Source organism: Pantoea sp. DY-17 (assembly GCF_019795975.1).
GTDB classification, from domain to species: domain Bacteria; phylum Pseudomonadota; class Gammaproteobacteria; order Enterobacterales; family Enterobacteriaceae; genus Pantoea; species Pantoea leporis.
In genome coordinates, this window is record NZ_JAIMIG010000003.1 from 171,739 (window position 1) to 193,616 (window position 21,878).

Annotated in this window: 19 protein-coding genes; 3 read left to right on the forward strand and 16 right to left on the reverse strand. The window is 54.5% G+C overall.

Features of this window, described 5'->3' with window-relative positions; genetic code table 11:
• Nucleotides 1–4: 4 nt before the first annotated feature.
• The 7 genes from carA to ribF all read right to left on the reverse strand — a co-directional run bounded on the left by carA (nucleotide 5) and on the right by ribF (nucleotide 8,359).
• Complete coding sequence (carA, locus tag K5Y33_RS14985) at nucleotides 5–1,153, reverse strand: glutamine-hydrolyzing carbamoyl-phosphate synthase small subunit (RefSeq protein WP_222234411.1); 1,149 nt, start codon at nucleotides 1,151–1,153, stop codon at nucleotides 5–7.
• Nucleotides 1,154–1,622: 469 nt separating this feature from the next.
• The gene (gene dapB, locus K5Y33_RS14990) at nucleotides 1,623–2,438 is read right to left on the reverse strand and encodes a 4-hydroxy-tetrahydrodipicolinate reductase (RefSeq protein WP_137385134.1); all 816 of its coding nucleotides are present in this window, start codon (nucleotides 2,436–2,438) and stop codon (nucleotides 1,623–1,625) included.
• 221 nt (nucleotides 2,439–2,659) lie between these two features.
• Nucleotides 2,660–3,613 (reverse strand): 4-hydroxy-3-methylbut-2-enyl diphosphate reductase, encoded by a 954-nt coding sequence (gene ispH / locus K5Y33_RS14995; RefSeq protein ID WP_064737614.1) that lies wholly within the window; start codon nucleotides 3,611–3,613, stop codon nucleotides 2,660–2,662.
• A complete protein-coding gene (gene fkpB, locus K5Y33_RS15000; RefSeq protein ID WP_222234413.1) occupies nucleotides 3,594–4,064 on the reverse strand; it encodes an FKBP-type peptidyl-prolyl cis-trans isomerase in 471 nt (156 codons plus the stop codon). Before fkpB ends, ispH begins: the two co-directional genes overlap by 20 nt.
• Nucleotides 4,065–4,067: 3 nt before the next feature.
• Nucleotides 4,068–4,574, reverse strand: coding sequence for a signal peptidase II (gene lspA / locus K5Y33_RS15005; RefSeq protein WP_222234414.1), 507 nt, complete (start codon nucleotides 4,572–4,574; stop codon nucleotides 4,068–4,070).
• Nucleotides 4,574–7,393 (reverse strand): isoleucine--tRNA ligase, encoded by a 2,820-nt coding sequence (gene ileS / locus K5Y33_RS15010; RefSeq protein WP_222234416.1) that lies wholly within the window; start codon nucleotides 7,391–7,393, stop codon nucleotides 4,574–4,576. Before ileS ends, lspA begins: the two co-directional genes overlap by 1 nt.
• 27 nt (nucleotides 7,394–7,420) lie before the next feature.
• Nucleotides 7,421–8,359, reverse strand: a complete 939-nt coding sequence (gene ribF, locus K5Y33_RS15015) for a bifunctional riboflavin kinase/FAD synthetase (RefSeq protein ID WP_101762149.1) — start codon at nucleotides 8,357–8,359, stop codon at nucleotides 7,421–7,423.
• Between the two features lie 318 nt (nucleotides 8,360–8,677).
• Here ribF and rpsT point away from each other — a divergent pair, with 318 nt between their 5' ends.
• Nucleotides 8,678–8,941 carry a 30S ribosomal protein S20 gene (gene rpsT / locus K5Y33_RS15020; RefSeq protein WP_036619798.1) on the forward strand — a complete coding sequence of 88 codons (264 nt, stop codon included), beginning with the start codon at nucleotides 8,678–8,680 and terminating at the stop codon, nucleotides 8,939–8,941.
• A gap of 53 nt (nucleotides 8,942–8,994) precedes the next feature.
• Here the strand turns inward: rpsT and nhaR are convergent, their stop codons facing one another.
• The 4 genes from nhaR to dnaK form a co-directional block, all read right to left on the reverse strand.
• A complete protein-coding gene (nhaR, locus tag K5Y33_RS15025; RefSeq protein ID WP_101762150.1) occupies nucleotides 8,995–9,897 on the reverse strand; it encodes a transcriptional activator NhaR in 903 nt (300 codons plus the stop codon).
• Between the two features lie 35 nt (nucleotides 9,898–9,932).
• Nucleotides 9,933–11,111 (reverse strand): Na+/H+ antiporter NhaA, encoded by a 1,179-nt coding sequence (nhaA, locus tag K5Y33_RS15030; protein ID WP_210080887.1) that lies wholly within the window; start codon nucleotides 11,109–11,111, stop codon nucleotides 9,933–9,935.
• A gap of 231 nt (nucleotides 11,112–11,342) precedes the next feature.
• Nucleotides 11,343–12,476: a molecular chaperone DnaJ gene (dnaJ, locus tag K5Y33_RS15035; RefSeq protein WP_101762152.1), complete on the reverse strand. Its 1,134-nt coding sequence runs from the start codon at nucleotides 12,474–12,476 to the stop codon at nucleotides 11,343–11,345.
• A 104-nt stretch (nucleotides 12,477–12,580) separates the two neighbouring features.
• Nucleotides 12,581–14,485 (reverse strand): molecular chaperone DnaK, encoded by a 1,905-nt coding sequence (gene dnaK, locus K5Y33_RS15040; RefSeq protein WP_101762153.1) that lies wholly within the window; start codon nucleotides 14,483–14,485, stop codon nucleotides 12,581–12,583.
• Between the two features lie 300 nt (nucleotides 14,486–14,785).
• Between dnaK and satP the strand changes: the two genes are divergently transcribed.
• The gene (gene satP, locus K5Y33_RS15045) at nucleotides 14,786–15,346 is read left to right on the forward strand and encodes an acetate uptake transporter (protein ID WP_101762154.1); all 561 of its coding nucleotides are present in this window, start codon (nucleotides 14,786–14,788) and stop codon (nucleotides 15,344–15,346) included.
• A 38-nt stretch (nucleotides 15,347–15,384) separates the two neighbouring features.
• Here satP and K5Y33_RS15050 read toward each other — a convergent pair whose 3' ends face one another.
• The 3 genes from K5Y33_RS15050 to tal form a co-directional block, all read right to left on the reverse strand.
• Complete coding sequence (locus tag K5Y33_RS15050; RefSeq protein WP_137385130.1) at nucleotides 15,385–16,695, reverse strand: MFS transporter; 1,311 nt, start codon at nucleotides 16,693–16,695, stop codon at nucleotides 15,385–15,387.
• A gap of 110 nt (nucleotides 16,696–16,805) precedes the next feature.
• Entirely contained in the window at nucleotides 16,806–17,393 is a 588-nt protein-coding gene (mog, locus tag K5Y33_RS15055; RefSeq protein WP_222234418.1) for a molybdopterin adenylyltransferase, read from the reverse strand.
• 119 nt (nucleotides 17,394–17,512) lie between these two features.
• On the reverse strand, nucleotides 17,513–18,466 hold the full coding sequence (gene tal, locus K5Y33_RS15060; protein WP_101762157.1) for a transaldolase: 954 nt from the start codon (nucleotides 18,464–18,466) through the stop codon (nucleotides 17,513–17,515).
• Nucleotides 18,467–18,678: 212 nt separating this feature from the next.
• On the opposite strand from tal, the gene yaaA reads away from it, so the two are divergent.
• Entirely contained in the window at nucleotides 18,679–19,455 is a 777-nt protein-coding gene (gene yaaA / locus K5Y33_RS15065; protein WP_222234420.1) for a peroxide stress protein YaaA, read from the forward strand.
• Nucleotides 19,456–19,659: 204 nt separating this feature from the next.
• Here the strand turns inward: yaaA and thrC are convergent, their stop codons facing one another.
• Both thrC and thrB read right to left on the reverse strand, forming a co-directional pair.
• On the reverse strand, nucleotides 19,660–20,943 hold the full coding sequence (gene thrC / locus K5Y33_RS15070) for a threonine synthase (protein ID WP_008108676.1): 1,284 nt from the start codon (nucleotides 20,941–20,943) through the stop codon (nucleotides 19,660–19,662).
• A gap of 3 nt (nucleotides 20,944–20,946) precedes the next feature.
• Nucleotides 20,947–21,876, reverse strand: coding sequence for a homoserine kinase (gene thrB, locus K5Y33_RS15075; RefSeq protein ID WP_192236077.1), 930 nt, complete (start codon nucleotides 21,874–21,876; stop codon nucleotides 20,947–20,949).
• Between the last annotated feature and the right edge of the window lie 2 nt (nucleotides 21,877–21,878).

Consider the following 21,878-nt stretch of genomic DNA (forward strand, 5'->3'; position numbering starts at 1 on the left):
CTGATTACTTCGCGTTAGAACGGTATGCTTTGATCAATTCGTTAAAGTGATCGAACAGTGGCGCCGCATCGTGCGGGCCTGGGCTCGCTTCCGGGTGTCCCTGGAAGCTGAAGGCCGGTTTGTCAGTGCGATGAATGCCCTGCACGGTTTGGTCGAACAGCGACACATGCGTCACGCGCAGATTGGCCGGTAATTGGCTGTCATCAACCGCAAAACCGTGGTTCTGTGCGGTGATCATCACGGTGTTGTTATCAAGATCTTTTACCGGATGGTTGCCGCCGTGGTGGCCGAGTTTCATCTTGATGGTTTTGGCACCGCTCGCCAGCGCTAACAGCTGGTGCCCAAGGCAGATACCGAATACCGGAACATCGGTTTTCAGGAACGCCTGAATGGCGTTAATGGCGTAGTCGCATGGCTCCGGGTCGCCAGGACCGTTCGACAGAAAAATACCGTCTGGATTAAGTGCCAGAACCTCTTCCGCCGGAGTTTGCGCCGGCACGACCGTCAGGCGGCAGCCGCGATCCACCAGCATGCGCAGGATGTTGCGCTTGGCGCCGTAATCGTACGCCACCACATGGAACGGCAGCTCTTCCGCCGTTTTCTGCTCCGGCAGGTCACCTTCCAGTGTCCAGCTGCCCTGCTGCCACGCGTAGGTTTCCGCGGTGGTCACTTCTTTCGCCAGATCCATGCCTTTCAAGCCTGGGAACGCCTGCGCTTTCTGCAGCGCCAGTGCGGCATCCGGATTATCACCCGCAATAATGCAGCCGCTCTGTGCACCCTTCTCGCGCAGCAAACGGGTCAGTTTGCGCGTGTCGATATCGGCGATGCCAACGATGTTATTGCGCTGCAGGTAAGCTGCCAGACTTTCTTCGCTGCGGAAGTTGCTGGTAATCAGCGGCAGATCGCGAATAACGAGGCCTTGAGCATGGATTTGGCTGGATTCTTCATCGGCTGCGTTAACGCCAACATTGCCGATATGGGGATAAGTGAGGGTAACGATTTGGCGGGAATAGGAAGGATCAGTGAGGATTTCTTGATAACCGGTCATTGAAGTGTTGAAAACAACTTCCCCCACTGCCGACCCCGTAGCCCCGATGGCCCGACCGTGGAATTGGGTTCCGTCTTCCAGAACCAAGAGCGCTGACTTAATCAAAACATCCTCCAGGGAATAAACAGTCACAATATTTGCATATTAATTCAAAAGCAGTACCAGAATCAATGCAAAACCCGCCTGAGTACTCGAATTTTGGCAAATTGCGCGCATTCTAATGATCGCCCCGCACCTTGTCTACAACATGTGGTTATTTTTTTGTATATTTCGGGCAACTGAATGTTAAAAACGGTGAAAGGCGATAAAAGAGTGAGATAACTCGGAAAAATAATCGGTTGCCTGACGGCGATAATGGCAAAGTGGTGCTGGCGCGCATAAATTTTTGACCAAACGGTCAAAATTAGCCATCACAAGCCTGATAATTACACATTTACTACCATAAATAAGCATTTCGAACCCATAATAAAGCAAAGCGGTCATTTACAGATAAAATAAAGGGCAATGATCACATTGCCCTCGTCAATCAAGGTCTTACCGATTGAAATAACCACATCACGATGGTTCACAACACTCACAACATCGATAAATCCAGCACATCACGCATATCATAAAGGCCAGATTTCTTGTTCTTTAACCAGCTTGCCGCTTTAACTGCACCATTTGCAAAGGTCATACGGCTGGAAGCCTTGTGGGTAATCTCTACGCGCTCACCAATATCTGCAAACATCGCGGTGTGTTCGCCGACGATATCACCAGCGCGCACGGTAGCAAATCCGATGGTTTGCGCTTTACGCTCACCGGTATGACCTTCACGGGCATACACCGCGTGCTCATCCAGATTCCACTTCATGGCATCGGCAATCGCTTCGCCCATCGCCAGCGCAGTACCTGATGGTGCATCAACTTTGTGACGATGGTGCGCTTCAACGATTTCGATGTCCGCGTAGTCGCCCATCACCTTCGCCGCCTGCTGCAGCAGATTCAGCACCAGGTTGACGCCCACGCTGAAGTTAGCGGCGAACACGATGCCAATCTCTTCAGCAGCCGCGCGAATCGCCGCTTTACCGGCTTCATCAAAACCGGTGGTACCGATCACCATCGCTTTGCTGTGCTGTCGGCAAAATGCCAGATACTCCAGCGTGCCTTCCGGACGGGTGAAATCGATCAGGACATCGAAGTCGTTAACCACCTTTTGCAGGTCGTCAGAGACGATCACGCCCGTTTTGCCGATGCCCGCCAGTTCGCCAGCATCTACGCCCAGCAATGACGAACCGCTACGCGCCAGTGCTGCGCCTAGCGCAACACCTTCCGCCTGCTGTACGGCCTGAATCAAATTGCGTCCCATGCGACCCGGCGCACCAACAATAGCAATGCGGATTTCACTCATAATTATTCATTCCTGATACAAATCTATGCATGTAAAGCGTAAACAGGTTAACGGTCAGATAACAGTCACGCCACAATAATAAAGGGATATAAGAATTTTATGCCAGCCGCGAAACATTATCAGTAAAAGCAATCCCGCATGCTGGAAGAAGGATTTTCTACAGCGACAGGCAAAGAAAAGGCCGAACAATGTCGGCCTGATTTTACTGCGGTGTAAACCGCTTACTGCACGTTTCGCACGTCGACGCGCAGCTCTTTTGGTACTTCAAACACGATGTTCTCTTCACGGCCAATCAGCTCAATCGCCGCTTCACCGCCGAGCTCACGCAGACGCTGAATCACCTGTTGCACCAGAATATCAGGAGCAGAAGCGCCCGCGGTGACGCCGATGACCTGCTTGTCTTTGACCCACTCTTCCTGGATGTCATCAGCCGAATCAATCAGCTTCGCCAGCTTACCAGCACGCTGCGCCAGTTCGGCCAGACGGTTCGAGTTAGAGGAGTTTTTCGATCCCACTACCAGCACCACTTCAGCATCACGCGCTAAGACGCGTACCGCTTCCTGACGGTTGGTGGTGGCGTAGCAGATGTCATCTTTTCGTGGACCGATAATCGCCGGGAAGCGCTGACGCAGTGCATCAATCACGTCCGAAGTATCATCGACTGAAAGTGTGGTCTGCGTCATAAAGCACAGGTTGCTCTCATCTTTGACGTTCAGCTTGAACACATCTTCCGGCGACTCCACCAGATACATGCCGCCGTTAGGATTGCTGTATTGGCCCATGGTGCCTTCGACTTCCGGATGCCCCGCGTGACCAATAAGAATCGCTTCAACACCTTTACGGCTAGCGCGCGCCACTTCCATATGCACTTTGGTCACCAGCGGACAGGTTGCATCAAACAGCATGGTGAGGTTACGCGCTTTGGCTTCGGCGCGAACCGCTTGCGATACGCCGTGCGCGGAGAAGATCAGAATGGCGTTATCCGGCACTTCAGCGATCTCTTCAATAAAGATCGCCCCACGTTCGCGCAAGCTACTCACCACGTAGCGGTTATGCACCACTTCGTGACGCACGTAGATGGGCGCGCCGTACATCTCCAGCGCGCGCTCAACGATGCTGATGGCGCGATCAACGCCTGCGCAGAAACCGCGTGGGTTAGCTAACAGGATTTGCATCGTTGGCCTCCAGCGCCGGATCAATCTCCAGCACTTCAATGTCAAACTGAATGCGCTGGCCCGCCAGCGGATGGTTGAAGTCTACGGTGATCGAGTCACCGGAAACTTCACGGATCACGCCAGGCATTTCGCTGCCGCCGCGGCCGCTGAACAGCATGATGGCACCCACTTCCGGCTCGCCCGCATCGTTAAAGTCACGACGTGAGAAGTACTGAACCAGATCCGGGCTGGTGCCGCCAAACGCATCTTGCGGCTCCAGCGTAAATGCGTGCTTGTCGCCCACTTTACGCCCGAGTAGCTGCTGTTCCAGCGCGCCCGACAGGCTGCCATCACCCAGACGGAACAGCGCAGGTTTGCCGTTGGCGCGCGTGGATTCGGCCGTCGAGCCATCCTCCAGCTTCAGCGTAAAATGCACCAGCAACGCGCTATCGCGCTGAACTAAGTCTGTCATCAGTTACCCTTTCTGTTTAGCCGGTTTGCCGTTCGGGCTGAGAAAACCTTCCAGCACCACCAGCGCCGCGCCGATGCAGATGGCACAGTCGGCGATGTTAAAAGTCGCGAAGTGCCAGTCACCGACATAGAAGTCGATAAAATCGACCACAAAGCCGTGATACGAACGGTCAAACAGGTTACCCAACGCCCCGCCGATAATCAGCGCGTAGGCAATATTGGTTAATTTGTTGCTGGCAGCGTTGCGATACATCATCACCAACAGCGCCACCACGATAGCAATGGCGATGCCGGCGAAGAACCAGCGCTGCCAGCCGCCTTTGTCGGCCAGGAAGCTGAACGCCGCGCCATAATTATGTGCGTAGAACAGGTTCAGGAACGGCATCAGCGTCTGCGTTTCATGCAGCATCATGTTGTTGATGACCCACATCTTGCTGCCAAAATCGATGGCAATCACCACCAGCACCAGCCAAAGCCAGCGCAAACCGGTTGAAGAGAGCGCTTTACTCATCAGGCAAATTTCCGCTGTTCGCCATTGCCGGCGACGTTGGTGTAGCAACGACCACACACCGCAGCATGCTCCGGGTTCTGGCCAACGTCAGTAGTGTAATGCCAGCAGCGCGGACATTTCTCACCTTCTGCTTTATGCAGCGCGATTTTCAGACCTTTGAACAGCTCGCTCTGCTGCGCTTCATCGCTGGCAGTGGCGTAATCCGCCACGGTCGCGCCTGAAGTTAACAGCACGAAACGCAGCTCATCACCCAGCGCCTGCAGCTTGGCTGCCAGCTCGGCATCCGCATACAGCGTAACCGTCGCTTCCAGTGCGCCGCCGATGCGTTTGTCGCTACGCGCTTGCTCAATCACCTTGTTCACTTCACCGCGGACTTTCAGCACATCATCCCAATAGGCATCGTTCAGCGTTTCGTTATCTGCCAGACCAAACAGATCCTGATACCACTCTTCGGTGAACACGTACTTCGCGCGATCGCCCGGCAGGTAGCCCCAGATTTCGTCTGCGGTGAAGGACATGATTGGCGCCATCCAGCGTACCAGCGCTTCAACAATGTGCCACAGCGCGGTTTGGCAGCTGCGACGCGCCAGGCTGTCGCCTTTTGCGGTGTACTGACGATCTTTGATCACATCGAGATAGAACGAGCCCATTTCGATTGAGCAGAAGTGCATCAGACGCTGCACCACTTCGTGGAAATCATAGTTTTCGTAGGAGTGCACGATATCCTGCTGCGCTGCCAGCGCACGGCCAACCGCCCAGCAATCCACCACCACCATCTCTTCCGGCTTGACGCAATCGGTCGCCGGGTTAAAGCCAGCAAGGTTTGCCAGCAGGAAACGCGCGGTGTTACGGATACGACGATAGCTGTCTGCGGCACGCTTCAGGATTTCGTCGGAAACCGCCATCTCACCGGAATAATCGGTAGAAGCGACCCACAGACGCAGAATGTCCGCACCCAGCTTATCCATCACATCCTGCGGCGCCACGGTGTTGCCGATCGATTTCGACATCTTGCGGCCCTGACCATCCACGGTGAAACCGTGCGTCAGTACCTGACGATAAGGCGCTTTGCCTTTCATCGCCGTGGAGATCATCAGTGAAGACATGAACCAGCCGCGATGCTGATCCGAACCTTCCAGGTACATATCTGGCGTATGGCCGCCGAATTCAGGACGCGCATCCACCACTGAGTAGCTGGTAGATCCAGAGTCGAACCAGACGTCTAAGGTGTCTGGCACTTTGACGTAGTGGTCAGCGTCGTCGCCCATCAGGTCGCGCGGATCGAGATCCCACCACGCCTGGATGCCGTCCTGCTCAACCCGTTTCGCGACTTTCTCCATCAGCTCCAGAGTCTCCGGATGCAGCTGCTCGCTCTCTTTATGCACGAACAGCGCCATCGGCACGCCCCACGTACGCTGACGGGAGATACACCAGTCCGGACGGTTCGCTACCATCGCTTCGATACGCGCCTGGCCCCAATCCGGGATCCACTGCACGCCTTTGATCTCTTTCAGCGACTGCGCACGCAGGCCTTTCTGATCCATGCTGATGAACCATTGTGGCGTGGCACGGAAGATGATTGGCGTTTTATGACGCCAGCAGTGCGGGTAGCTGTGCAGCAGTTTCTCAACGTGCAGCAGCGCGCCCTTCTCTTTCAGCAGCTCAACGATCATGTCGTTGGCTTTAAAGACGTTTACACCATCCAGCGTCGGGTAGGTGCCTGGCAGATACGCGCCATCCGGCCCCACTGGATTGGCGGTTTCCAGACCGTATTTCTGACCGATAACATAGTCATCCGGGCCGTGGCCTGGCGCAGTATGTACCGCACCGGTACCGGCCTCCAGCGTCACGTGATCACCCAATACCACTTTCGATTGGATCTGCTCGAGGAACGGATGCTGGAACAGCTGCAGCTCCAGCGCCGCGCCGTTGCATTCGCCCAGCACGGTCCAGTCGCTGATACCCGCGCGCTTCATCACGCTCTCAACCATCTCTTTGGCGAGAATCAGGCTGCGACCGTCGATCTGCAGTAGCTGGTATTCAAATTCTGGATGCAGCGAGATACCGCGGTTAGCTGGCATGGTCCACGGCGTGGTGGTCCAGATCACCAGTGAAACCGGGCCTTCTGAAGCAGCGACGCCAAACTTCGCGCGCACCGCATCGGCATCCACGGCATTGAACATCACATCGATGGATGGCGAAGTTTTGTCGTAATACTCCACTTCCGCTTCAGCCAGCGCCGAACGGCAATCCATGCACCAGTGCACCGGCTTAGCGCCTTTGTGCAGATGGCCGTTGCCGATGATTTTACCCAGCGCACGGATGATGTTGGCTTCGGTCTGGAAATTCATCGTCAGATAAGGACGATCCCAGTCACCGAGCACGCCGAGGCGGATGAAGTCATTTTTCTGGCCTTCAACCTGCTCTGCCGCATATTGGCGGCAAGCGGCACGAAATTCAGCCGCGCTCACTTTTTCGCCCGGCTTACCAATCATCTGCTCAACTTTGTGCTCAATCGGCAAGCCGTGGCAGTCCCAACCTGGAACGTACGGCGAGTCGTAGCCCGCCATGCCTTTCGACTTAACGATAATGTCTTTCAGAATCTTGTTAACTGAGTGACCAATATGAATGCTGCCGTTCGCATAAGGAGGGCCATCGTGCAAAATAAAGGTTTTTTTCCCTTTTTTGGCTTCGCGGATGATGCCGTACAGGTTGTCATCATACCAACGTTGCAGCATTCCCGGTTCACGCTTGGCCAGATCGCCACGCATCGGGAACCCCGTTTCCGGCAAATTCAGGGTAGATTTATAGTCACTCATCAGATTCTCGATTCCGTATTTCGGTCATTAAACCGGTGTTTTTAGCCCAAAGAATTGGCGGGCTGTCACCACATCTTTCGCAATTTGTTCTTTCAGCGCGTCCAGCGAAGCGAAACGCTGTTCATCGCGAATCTTCTGTTTCAGCACCACTTCAATGTGACGCCCATAGAGATTCATATGTGTGTCGAGCAGATGAACTTCAAGCTGCTGACGTAAACCTTTTACCGTTGGGCGCGTACCAATATTGGCCACGCCGGGCAGCGGCTGATCGCCAAGGCCCAACACTGCCACCGCAAACACGCCTTTAACCGGCGTAACGGTGCGACGCAAAGGGAGATTAGCCGTTGGGAAACCGATAGTGCGCCCGAGTGCATCGCCGTGCACTACGCGGCCTGAGATGCTGAACGGATGGCCCAGCAGCGCTTCGGCTTGCGCAAAATCATCCTGCGCCAGCGCCTGACGAACGGCGGTACTGCTGATGCGCTTGCCGCTGTCACAATAAGTCTGGGTGCTGATAACCTCAAAGCCATACTCCGCACCGGCTTTCTGTAATAACAGGAAATCCCCCTGGCGACCAGCGCCGAAGCGGAAATCATCGCCGACGGCCAGGAACTTGACGTTGAGCTTGTCTACCAGCAATTCAGAAATAAAACTCTGCGCCGAATGCGCAGCGAAGCGACGATCAAAACGTACGCAGAGTACGGCATCAACACCCGCTTGTTCGAGGTACTTCAGCTTTTCACGCAAACGCGTAAGGCGCGCCGGGGCTTTGTCGCCGGCAAACAGCTCAAGCGGTTGTGGCTCAAATACCATCACCACCACCGGCAGATTGCGTTTTCGTCCTTCGGCAATCAGCTGCGCCATCAAAGCCTGGTGGCCGCGATGTACGCCGTCGAAATTGCCAATGGTCAGGACGCAGCCGCGATGCTGCTCTTTCAGATTATAAATACCGCGGATAAACTTCATGGCTGACTCAAACCGGTGGAAATCGGCGGATTATACCCTTGAATGGCGTTTAGGTTAACCCGTATACGTGCCTTTCCTGCTTCTGGCGCGGCTTATTCCACGCGTGGGCAATTGCTTAGCAAGGATCTGAAGATTTTTGCTGCGAAATACTGTATTCAACGCCGCGTTGCTGGTAGAATCCTGCGCCATCAATTACGTAATCGAGTGTTGTTTTTAAAACGACGCTTATTTGCACAAATCCATTGACATAAGAAGGCGCAAAAGGCATAGTCCTCGGCCTTTGATTTGTCCATATAGATCACATTTGGGAGTTGGACCTTGGCTAATATCAAATCAGCTAAGAAACGCGCCGTAACATCTGAGAAACGTCGCAAGCATAACGCAAGCAACCGTTCAATGATGCGTACTTTCATCAAGAAAGTATACGCGGCTATCGCAACAGGCGACAAAGCTGCTGCGCAGAACGCATTCAACGAAATGCAACCACTCGTGGACCGTCAGGCTGCTAAAGGTCTGATCCACAAAAACAAAGCTGCACGTCATAAAGCAAACCTGACTGCTCAGATCAACAAACTGGCTTAATCGCCCGTCTGTTAATCGCTTTGTAAAAAAGAACCGGCGTTTAGCCGGTTTTTTTATGCCTGCAATTCAGGGGTAAACAGCGCACTAAAGTCGCGATGGCAGATCCGCTGTACCGCCGGATGCTGAATCATCCGTTCGGCAAAGATCACGTGATACTCCTCCATCACCGCATCCAACCGCCCAATCTCTTTGATGGCGTCATCCCGGTAAATCTCGTCGCCATACAGCGTCGGAGCCACAAATATCGCGTTGTTAAGCGCACCAAAAGCTTTCATTAATGCCGCATCATCAAACTCGCCCAGAATCTCCACCTGCAATCCCTGGCTGTGAATCCAGTTCAGCAGTTTGCGACCCAGCATCGAGCGACGCCCCGGAATCAGCAAACGCCGCTCTTCCAGGCTGGCAGGAAACGGCAGCGTCGGTAACGGTGTGTTGCACCAGAAGCTGATCGGACACTCGCCCAGCTTGACCGAAAACAGCCCTTCCTGCTGAGTCGAATCAATTGGGCAATCGGAAAGAATCATATCCAGCTTGTGCTGGCTTAACTGTTCCAGCAGCATCTCGTGCGTTGATTCAAAGCAGCGCAGATGGATTCCCTCTTCAGCCACCACCGCAGCCTGCAGCACCTTGCTCACCAGTTGCTTAGACAAGGCATCCGCTACGCCAACATCAAACAGCAGATGCGACTCTTTGCGGTAGTTAACGATATCGAGCATCTCCTGGCTCAGCATGAACATGCGGTCGGCATAGCGGAACACCAGCTGACCAAGCTCCGTCGGCACTAAACCGCGCCCCTGACGACGAAACAGCACGCCGCCGAGTTGCTCTTCCAGCGATTTAATCTGGCCAGTGACCGTCTGTGGCGCCAGGCACAGCACATCCGCCGCGCGCACTACCGAACCGGTTTTACACACCTGCCAGAAATAGTAGAGATGATTAAAGTTGAGCTGATTCATCGGCAAAAAAAGGAGGCTTTCGCCCCCTTCCTCTTTTAACGCAATTTGATGCGCAGCAGCGTGTAACCAATCACCGCTGAGAGCAGCGAGCCACTGAGAATCCCTAGCTTGGAGAAGGTCACCAGTTGCTCATGGGCGGCATCAAACGCCAGCGAACTGATAAAGATTGACATGGTGAAGCCGATACCGCACAGCACACCAATCGCCATGATATCGCGTATCGTGGTGCCCGCCGGCAACACCGCCAGCCGCCACTTCACCGCCAGCCAGCAGAACAGCGTGATACCCAACGGTTTACCAATCAGCAAGCCGAGAATGATGCCCAGCGGCTCTGGCGACAGCGTATCCATAAAGGTAATGCCGCTCAGCGAAATGCCGGCGTTGGCAAAAGCGAACAGCGGCAGAATCAGCCAGTTTACCCACGGCATTAAACCATGCGCCAGGTGCTCGGCTGGAGAATGGCCGTTCTTCTCTTCCAGCGGCACGAAGAAGCCAACAATCACGCCCGCTAACGTTGCGTGCACACCCGATTTGAGCACCGCCGTCCACAGCACAATGCCGACCAACATATAGATGGCAATGTTACGCACGCCGCAACGATTGAGAATCGCCAGCAGCACAATCGCACCTGCCGCTACGCTCAGCGACAGCACGGATAGATCGCTGGTGTAGAACAGCGCGATAATTACGATAGCGCCGAGATCATCAATAATCGCCAGCGCCATCAGGAACACTTTCAGCGCGGTTGGCACGCGGCTGCCCAACAGTGCCAGCACGCCCAAAGCAAAGGCGATATCAGTAGCAGTAGGAATTGCCCAGCCGTTACGTGCAATAGGATCGCCATGATTGAGCAGCAGGAAAATCAGTCCCGGCATAACCATGCCGCCAATTGCCGCAATCACCGGGAAAATGGCGCGATCGCGGCTGGCGAGTTCACCGGTGATCAGTTCACGTTTCACTTCCAAACCAATTAACAGGAAAAACAGCGCCATCATGGCATCGTTGATCCACAGCAGCAGGTTTTTGCTGATGTCTAATGCACCGAAGCGAATCTGCACCGGTTCGGCGAGAAACGATTGATAAGCTTGAGCGGTTTCCGCGCTGTTAGCCAAAATCATTGCCGCGACGGCCGCCAGAATCAGCACCATGCCGTTGCTGGCATCACTGGCAATAAAGCTTTTCAGTAAGCTTCGAAGAGAACGGGGTTTGTTCACAACTCCTCCTGAGTAGAGACATTTAGGCTGTGAAGTGTAGCGACTCAAACACCTCGTTAAAAGCAGCTTATTTCTCGTTAACGACTCGATAATACCGATGCATTATGAGAAGGTTTCTGCTTTTATCTCACGCCAGGCAGATTGAGCTTATATCAGGAGCGACGCGTTGGCGGGAAAACATAAAAAAAGCGGAGAGTTTCCTCTCCGCTTTATTAAGCATGCCAGACGGGATTAACGTGTTAAATCGTCAAAAAACTTCTTCACGCCATCGAGGAAGCTTTTAGAGCGCGGGCTGTTTTTCTCGCCGCTCGGGCCGCCAAAACTCTCTTCCAGTTCACGCAGTAACGCTTTCTGTTTGTCATTGAGGCTAACTGGCGTTTCCACCACCACACGACACAGCAAATCGCCTACCGCCCCGCCACGCACCGATTTCACGCCTTTACCGCGCATGCGGAACAGCTTACCGGTTTGCGTCTCAGAAGGCACTTTCAGGTTCACACGGCCATCAAGCGTCGGCACTTCAATCTCGCCGCCCAATGCTGCCATCGCGAAGTTAATCGGCACTTCGCAATACAGGTTGTTATCTTCACGCTCGAAGATCGGGTGCTTTTTCACCGAAACCTGAACGTACAGATCGCCCGCTGGTGCGCCCTGTTCGCCCGCTTCACCTTCGCCGGTCAGACGAATGCGATCACCGGTATCCACGCCTGCTGGAATTTTCACCGACAGGGTTTTACTGCGCTCAACGCGACCGTGACCATGACAAGCATTGCACGGATCTTTGATCACTGAACCGCGACCGTGACAGGTCGGACACGCCTGCTGCACGGTGAAGAAGCCCTGACGCATCTGCACCTGGCCTGCACCATGACAGGTATGACAGGTCTGCGGTTTGGTCCCCGCTTTCGCGCCGCTGCCGTGGCAGACATCGCACTCTTCCAGTGTTGGAATGCGGATCTCTTTGGTCACGCCGCGTACCGCTTCTTCCAGCGTTAGCTCCATGTTGTAGCGTAAATCGGCGCCACGAGCGGCACGCTGACGGCGGCCACCACCAAAAATATCGCCAAATACGTCGCCAAAGATATCGCTGAAGTCAGCACCGCCGCCGCCGAAGCCACCACCGCCGCCCATGCCGCCTTGTTCAAAGGCTGCGTGACCATATTGGTCGTAGGCCGCACGCTTCTGTGCGTCGGTCAGAATTTCGTAGGCTTCCTTAATTTCTTTAAACTTCGCTTCGGCTTCTTTATTGTCCGGATTACGGTCCGGATGGTATTTCATCGCGAGGCGCTTATAAGCCTTTTTGATTTCACGCTCATCTGCGGATTTAGAGACGCCTAAGATCTCGTATAAATCACTCTTAGCCATATTTGTTCTGCCCTTAACATGATCGCACGGGCGTGGAGAGATCTCCTACGCCCGTGCTGGTTTCAACGGCTGTCAGGCCAGCCGTCGCGCCCGGTCAGGGGCAATTATTTTTTGTCTTTAACTTCTTCGAACTCAGCGTCGACAACGTCGTCTTCTTTCTGTGCAGAAGCATCGCCTGCATCAGCTGCCTGACCCTGCTGCTGTGCCAGCTCCATCAGTTTGCTGGACACTTCCATCAATGCCTGCATTTTGGCTTCGATTTCTGCTTTGTCTTCGCCTTTCAGCGCGGTGTTCAGCTCGGTCAACGCAGCTTCGATTGGCGCTTTGTCGTCAGCAGACAGTTTGTCGCCCGCTTCGTCCAGCTGCTTACGGGTGCTGTGCGAAATCTGATCGCCCTGGTTACGGGTCTGAACCAGCTCTTCGAACTTGCGGTCAGACTCCGCGTTCGCTTCCGCGTCACGCACCATTTTTTCGATCTCTTCTTCATTCAGACCAGAAGAAGCCTTGATGGTGATCTTCTGCTCTTTACCGCTGTTTTTGTCTTTCGCAGACACGTGCAGGATACCATCCGCATCGATATCGAAGGTGACTTCGATCTGCGGCATACCGCGCGGTGCAGCCTGGATACCGTCGAGGTTGAACTGGCCCAGGGATTTGTTATCACCTGAACGCTTACGCTCACCCTGCAGCACGTGAATCGTCACGGCAGACTGGTTATCTTCAGCGGTAGAGAACACCTGGCTGTGCTTGGTTGGGATGGTGGTGTTCTTGCTAATCAGCGAAGTCATCACGCCGCCCATGGTTTCGATACCCAGCGACAGCGGAGTCACGTCCAGCAGCAGAACGTCTTTCACTTCACCCGCTAACACGCCGCCCTGAACCGCAGCACCCACGGCTACCGCTTCATCCGGGTTCACATCTTTACGTGGCTCTTTACCAAAGAACTCAGTCACTTTCGCCTGAACCATTGGCATACGCGTTTGACCGCCCACCAGGATCACGTCGTTGATGTCTGAAACAGACAAACCTGCATCCTGCAGAGCCACTTTCAACGGCTCGATAGAGCGAGAAACAAGGTCTTCAACCAGTGATTCCAGTTTCGCACGTGTTACTTTGATGTTCAGGTGCTTAGGACCGGTCGCATCCGCCGTGATGTACGGCAGGTTAACGTCGGTCTGCTGTGCTGAAGACAGCTCGATCTTGGCTTTCTCTGCCGCTTCTTTCAGACGCTGCATGGCCAGCGGATCGTTGTGCAGATCGATGCCCTGATCTTTCTTAAATTCAGCCACCAGATAGTTAATCAGACGGCTATCGAAGTCTTCACCACCAAGGTGGGTATCACCGTTGGTTGCCAGAACTTCAAAGGTTTTCTCGCCATCAACGTCATCGATCTCAATGATTGAGATATCGAAAGTACCGCCGCCCAGGTCGTATACCGCGATGGTGCGGTTGCCCTGACCTTTATCCAGGCCGTAAGCCAGTGCAGCTGCGGTTGGTTCGTTGATGATACGTTTTACTTCCAGACCCGCGATACGGCCGGCGTCTTTGGTCGCCTGACGCTGCGCATCGTTGAAGTAAGCTGGAACGGTAATAACCGCTTCAGTGACGGCTTCACCGAGGAAATCTTCCGCGGTTTTCTTCATCTTTTTCAGCACTTCAGCCGAGATCTGCGGCGGTGCCATTTTCTGGCCTTTTACGTCCAGCCATGCGTCGCCGTTATCTGCGCCGATGATTTTGTACGGCATAATTTTAATATCACGCTGTACTTCTTCGTCCTGGAAGCGACGGCCAATCAGGCGCTTGATCGCAAACAGGGTGTTCTGCGGGTTGGTCACAGACTGACGTTTAGCCGGTTGACCCACCAGAGTTTCGCCATCCTGTGCATACGCAATGATCGACGGCGTGGTGCGATCGCCTTCGGCGTTTTCCAGTACGCGTGCTTTACCACCATCCATAACTGCAACACATGAGTTGGTTGTACCCAAGTCAATACCAATAATCTTGCCCATCTAAACGTCTCCTACTTAAATTCTTTGCCAATTTGGGTTGTGAAACAGAGATGCGGTCAAACTGACCACTTTCAACTGCTGAAGCAGGCTTTTTTTGCTGCCTCACAACGCTCGATGACAAGTAAATGGGGCCGGTTCGATGCGCATCAAGGGTTAAAACTAAAAAAAATTTCATTCTCTCGTCGATTCAGATCAAAGTTGGGCAAAAAGAGGCCGCTTATTATGCAGCGCCTCGCGCCCCCAGCGGTTTGCGCGGGTGTAAAACACGAACAACATCTTCAACGCTGCTTCTGAGGAATTATGAGCAATACCACGCTGGCGAATCCCGCCCCGTTGGGCCTGATGGGATTCGGTATGACCACCATCCTGCTCAACTTACACAACACCGGCCTGTTTGCGATGGATGTGATCATCCTGGCGATGGGGATTTTCTACGGTGGCATCGCGCAAATTTTTGCCGGGCTGCTGGAGTATAAGAAAGGCAACACCTTCGGGCTGACCGCCTTTACCTCTTACGGCAGCTTCTGGTTAACGTTGGTGGCGATTCTACTGCTGCCAAAACTGGGGCTGGCAGAGGCGGCCGACGGCCACTTCCTTGGCGCGTATCTCGCGCTGTGGGGCGTGTTCACTGCATTCCTATTTTTCGGCACGCTGAAGTCACCGAAAATGCTGCAGTTCATCTTCGCCAGCCTGACGCTGCTGTTTGCGCTGCTGGCTATCGGCCACCTGACCGATAACGCGGGGTTGCTGCGCGTTGCCGGCTGGATTGGCATTATTTGCGGTTCGAGTGCGTTCTATCTGGCGATGGGCGAAGTGCTGAACGAGAAGTTTGGTCGTACGGTATTGCCGATTGGCGAGTGACAAATGAATAGCGGAGCTGTTTGGCTCCGCTTTTTGCATTATGACGAGTGCAGCGACATATCTAACTGCGCATACTGCTGACGGCTATCGCGCCACAGCCAGATTCCCACCATAAAGCCAATTATCGCCAGCGCCAGCACATACCAGGCAGGCGCCATTGGCGTCAGGCTCATCATCAGCGTTACGCTAATCGGCGTCAGACCACCGAAAATCGCGTAAGCAACATTGTACGAGAATGAGATGCCGGTAAAGCGCACCGCCGCCGGGAATGCGCGCACCATCACAAACGGCACTACACCGACGACCCCCACGCTCAGGCCCGCTAAACCGTACCAAACAAACAGCATTTCCGGCGTGCTACTTAACTGATGGAAGAAGTTCCAGCTGCCGATCGCCAGCAGTATTGAACCGACCATCAGCGAACGCGCCGCGCCGAAGCGATCCACCAGCCATCCGGCGATAACACAACCCAGCAGCAGCATAATGGTGGCGAAGCTGTTGGCCTGCAGACTGAGCGCGGCGGGAATGCCATGCTGTTTTTGCATCAGCGTCGGCGCCATCAAAATCACCACCACAATGCAGGCCGACAGAAGCCAGGTGAGCAGCATCGAAATTACGATGCCGCGCTTATGGCTGGCAAAAATGGTTTGCAGCGGCATTTTTTCTGCCAGCGCTTTACGCTGCTGCATCTGCTGGAACACCGGGGTTTCATGCAGCCAGCGACGCAGATACATCGCCAGCAAGCCAAACACACCGCCGAGGAAGAAAGGAATGCGCCAGCCATGATCGCGCATCGCAGCCGGTGACAGCGTGGTGTTCAGCACCGTTGCCACCAGCGAACCGAGCAGAATCCCTGCGGTTAAGCCTGCGGTCAGCGTGCCGCAGGCAAAACCAATGCGTTTTTCAGGCACATGTTCGGCGACAAACACCCACGCGCCAGGCACTTCACCGCCGATAGCCGCGCCTTGCAGCACGCGCATTAGCAGCATCAATAACGGCGCAGCGATGCCAATGCTGGCATAAGTGGGCAATGCGCCCATCGCTAACGTCGGCAGCGCCATCAGCAGAATACTGAGGCTGAACATCTTCTTACGCCCCACTTTGTCACCAAAGTGCGCCATGATAATGCCGCCTAACGGACGCGCCAGATAACCCGCAGCAAAGATGGCGAAAGTCTGCACCTGACGCAACCATTCAGGAATGTCAGGCGGGAAGAACAGTTCGCCAATCACGGCGGCAAAGAAGACGAAGATAATGAAGTCGTAGAATTCCAGCGCCCCACCAAGGGCGGCCAGCGACAGGGTTTTGTAATCCTGCCCGTTGAGTCGGCGCGTTGCGTGCGTATCCATAATCCAGCGGTATCCAGAGGCAAAACAACTTATGTAAAGATTGAATTACTATACCGTCAATATTTTGCCACACCAGTGCCGCTGGATTTTATGCCTGAAAATGCCGATTTTTAGTCATTTGTCTCACAACGGGCGCTTTTCGGGCGAAAAGCTGCTACCACATCGGCATGAGTTTCCACATACGGCCCTTCCAGTAGCTGTAAACAATAAGGTACAGCGGCAAAAATCCCCGGCACCTTTACCGTTCCATCTTCCGCTTTCAGCCCTTCCAGCGTCTCTTTAATGGATTTTGGCTGGCCCGGCAGATTGAGGATCAGCGACTGCTTGCGGATCACGCCAACCTGGCGAGACAAAATAGCGGTCGGCACAAATTGCAGGCTAATTTGGCGCATCTGCTCGCCGAAGCCCGGCATTTCACGGTCGGCAACCGCCAATGTGGCATCTGGCGTCACATCACGCCGCGCCGGTCCAGTGCCGCCGGTGGTGAGGACCAAATTGCAGAACAGCTCATCGACCAGCTCGCAAATCGCCTGCTCAATCATTGGCTGCTCATCCGGCACCAGACGCGTTTCGATTTCAAACGGCGTAGCCAGCGCAGCGGTGAGCCAGCTCTCTAACGCCGGAATGCCCTGATCCTGATAGATGCCGTTAGCAGCACGATCGGAAACGGAAATTAATCCAATTCGTAAAGTATCCATAGAGTTATCGCTGTGGTTAGCTGCATGGCAGCAAATGACGTGAGTAGTTAGAAGGATAATACAAGAAGCGGGGGAAAAACGTAAAACCGTGGCAGCGGTTGCCGCCACGGCCAATCACCTTACAGCAGTTCGGCGATCATCTTCTCAAGTTTGCCCTGATCGATAGCAAAGTTGCGGATACCTTCAGCCAGTTTGGTAACGGCCATTGGATCCTGGTTGTGCTGCCAGAAGAACTCAGCTTCGGTCATCTTCGCTGGACGCGCTTTCACTTCGCCGGTGTAGCTCAGCTTACGCTCAACGGTGCCTTCGCTCTCAGCCAGCTCTTTCAGCAGGCCCGGAGAGATGGTCAGACGGTCGCAGCCAGCCAGCTCAATGATTTCACCAACGTTACGGAAGCTTGCGCCCATTACCACGGTTTCATAACCGTGCTGCTTGTAGTAGCTGTAGATTTCAGCCACAGACACCACGCCTGGATCTTCGTGGGCTGCATACTCTTTCTTATCGGTGTTCTGCTTGTACCAGTCGAGGATACGGCCAACGAATGGAGAGATCAGGAACACGCCCGCTTCGGCACAGGCACGCGCCTGCGCGAAGGAGAACAGCAGCGTCAGGTTACAGTTGATACCTTCTTTTTCCAGCTGCTCAGCAGCACGAATGCCCTGCCAGGTTGACGCCAGTTTGATCAGGATACGGTCATTGCTGACGCCCGCATCGTTGTACAGTTTGATCAGGCTACGCGCTTTAGCGATGCTCGCTTCAGTGTCGTAAGAGAGGCGCGCATCGACTTCAGTCGAGATGCGACCAGGGATCAGTTTGAGAATTTCCAGACCAATGTTGACGGCCAGCTTGTCAGAAACCAGCGCCAGCTGATCTTCTTTGTTGCTGCTCTGCTGACGTGCCCAGGTAATGGCTTCGTCAATCAGTTTGCGGTATTCAGGGATTTGAGCGGCGTTGAGAATCAAAGAAGGGTTCGTGGTCGCGTCCTGCGGCTGGTAAAGTTTCATCGCCGCGATATCACCGGTGTCGGCGACCACAGTAGTCAGCTGACGCAAGGAAGTAAGTTTGTCCGTCATGGTTCTCTTTCTCTTAGGTTGACTGTCAGGGTGTAAAAGGCTGTTGCGATAATATCACGCACAAGTGACGGCGCAACACCACGAAGTGCCCTTTACGATAGCGCTAACAAATGGGAGCGATTTGCCGATCCATGCCGCTTTTTTGCTACACTCCTTGCGACATTTTCCCTTCAATTCCCTGATAAACCTGCGGGTCAAAGAGGACGTACACGATGCTGATGGTTATCTCACCAGCGAAGACACTGGACTATGAAAGCCCGCTGGCGACACAACGTTTTACCCAACCGGCGCTGTTAGAAAAATCACACCAATTAATTGACGTTGCGCGCGATCTTTCACCGGCGCAAATCAGCTCACTGATGGGCATTAGCGACAAGCTGGCGCACCTGAATGCCGATCGTTTTAACCAATGGCAGCCGCCCTTCTCGCTGGAGAATGCGCGTCAGGCGATCCTGGCGTTCAAAGGCGATGTGTATACCGGTTTGCAGGCCGAAACTTTTAGCGACGACGATTTTGACTTTGCCCAGCAGCACCTGCGCATGTTGTCGGGTCTTTACGGCCTGCTGCGCCCACTCGATTTGATGCAGCCTTATCGCCTGGAGATGGGCATCAAGCTGGCGAATCCGGCCGGGAAAGATCTTTACGGCTTCTGGGGCGATTTGCTGACTGAGAAGTTAAACGAGGCGATTGCTGAGCAAGGCGATGACGTGCTGATCAATCTGGCATCCGATGAGTATTTCAAAGCCATCAAGCCGAAGAAACTCAACGCCGAGTTGATCAAGCCGGTGTTCCTCGATGAGAAGAATGGCAAATTTAAAGTCATCAGCTTTTACGCCAAGAAAGCGCGCGGTTTGATGAGCCGCTATGTGATTCAGAACCGCCTGACCAACCCTGCGCAGCTGAAGAAATTCGATGTGGATGGGTATTTCTTTGACACGGCAGAAAGTAAAGATAACGAGCTGGTGTTTAAGCGCCGCGAACAGAAATAGTTCAACAAGCGCTGTCCTGGATCGTGCTCGCTGCCCCCCTCCTTGGTTCGTGCTCGCTGTCCCCCTCCTCGGTCCTCCCCCATAAATGGGGGAGGAAGATGCTGCAATATGTGAGTTTGGAGGCTGCATGTGGCAGCGTCTCCTTCCCCCGCTAGCGGGGGAAGGCCGGGATGGGGGACAGCGAGCACTGACCCCAGTCAGCACTTACTTCAGCAAGAACGCCCGCAGCTCCGCGAAATCGCCTTTCAGGTTGTGCGACAGCAGCGGCAAATCGGCGCGCTCGGCCAGCTCTTTTGGCAGCGGCAGATCCTGACCCAGAATCTCATCCACGCTCTCTTTGAACTTCGCCGGATGCGCAGTCCCGAGGAACAGGCCATATTCGCCCTCCTGCAGGTTGTCGCGCAGCAAACGGTAAGCAATCGCCGCATGCGGTTCAGAGATGTAGCCAATCTCCGCCAGCTCGCGCATGGTGGATTTGGTGGTTTCATCGGTTACCGCGCCGTACGCCAGATCGGTCAAACGCCAGGTTTTGCGGCGGAACAGCTCTTCCACGCGCGGCCAGTTGTTCGGCTGGCTGACATCCATGGCGTTCGACAGCGTTGCTACCGTGGCGTTTGGCTGCCATGCGCCGTTGCCGAGGAAACGCGGCACGGTATCGTTAGCATTGGTCGCAGCGATAAAGCGCTTGATCGGCAGACCCAATGATTTCGCCAGCAGGCCAGCCGTTAAGTCACCGAAGTTTCCGCTCGGCACCGACACCACCAGCTGATTACGCTTCTCTTGTGGCAGCTGCGCCACCGCTTCGAAGTAGTAGCAAATCTGCGCCAGCAGACGGCTGATGTTGATGGAGTTCGCCGAGTTCAGGCCAATCGCCTTTTTCAGCTCTTCATCATCAAACGCCTGTTTCACCAACGCCTGACACGCATCGAAATCGCCTTCAACCGCGATGGTTTCGATGTTGCCGCCCAGCGTACAGAACAGTTTCTCCTGCAGCGGGCTGATTTTACCCTGCGGATAGAGAATCACCACGCGCACGTTTTCCATGCCGTAGAAGGCATGCGCCACGGCGGCGCCGGTATCGCCGGACGTGGCGGTCAGAATGGTGATCTGCTCATCCGCACCGCTCACATAGGAAAGCATCTGCGCCATAAAGCGGCCGCCGAAGTCTTTAAACGCCAGCGTTGGACCGTGGAACAGCTCGAGGCAGGCTACATCATCGCTGACCTTTGCCACCGGCGCCGGGAAAGCAAAGGCGTTTTTTACGCGCTCGGCCAGCTGATGCGCCGCAATTTCATCACCAATGTAGGCAGAGAGAATTTTGCTGCTGCGGCTGACGAAATCCATCTCCAGCATGGCATCGATATCGGTCAGTTCGAATTCCGGCAGTTCGAGCGGGAAAAACAGCCCTTGCTGCGAGCCGAGGCCCTGTTTAACGGCCTGAGCAAAACTAACCTGCTCGTTGTGATCCTTAAGGTTGTAGAGTTTCATGCGTTATCCCAATTTACGTGCGCCAGCCGTATCAAGACGGCAGATGTGGACGAAACCTTCTTCATTCTGCAGATAGTGCTGGCTCAGCCAGTCCGCCATCCGCTGTGCCGTTGCCATCTCGTTGCAAACGGCGAAAAGTGTCGGGCCGGAGCCCGAAATGCCGCACGCCAGCGCACCAATATCCTGCGCTGCTTTACGCGCATCGGCGAAGCCTGGCAGCAGTTTGGTGCGATACGGCTCGGCGATAACATCCTGCATAAGTTTAGCCGCAAGCCCAGGCTGACGCGTATGACAAGCGTGAATAAAGCCCGCCAGCAGGCGGCCATGCTTAATGGCATCCTCTTTGCGGTACTGTGCCGGCAGAATGGCACGCGCTTCGGCGGTGGAGACTTTAATCCCCGGATACGCCATCACCCACAGCCATTCGTCAAAGCACGGCACGTCCTGACTGATGATGCCGTTCTCTTCAATCATCAGCTGCACGCCGCCAAGGAAGCACGGCGCAACGTTATCAAAGTGTACGCTGCCGGAAATACGCCCTTCCAGCTCGCCCATCAGCGCCAGCAGTTCGGTGTCGTTGAGCGGTTTGCCGCAGAATTCGTTCATCGCCATCAAACCGGCAACCACCGAACAAGCACTTGAGCCGAGTCCGGAACCAATCGGCATATTCTTTTCCAGCGTCATCGCCACCGGAATTTGTTTACCAATCGCCTGGCAAAAACGCTCCCAGCACTGATAAACGATGTTCTCCTGCGGATTGGTCGGCAGTTTGCTGACAAAACGCCCCGAGTTCACCAGGCTAAAGCTGTCGGCGGCTTCCACGGAAACGCAGTCACCCAGCAAGGTGCCATCCACCGGCGAAACCGCCGCGCCAAGCACATCAAAGCCGACGCTGACGTTACCTATCGAGGCCGGTGCATAAATTTTTACCATCA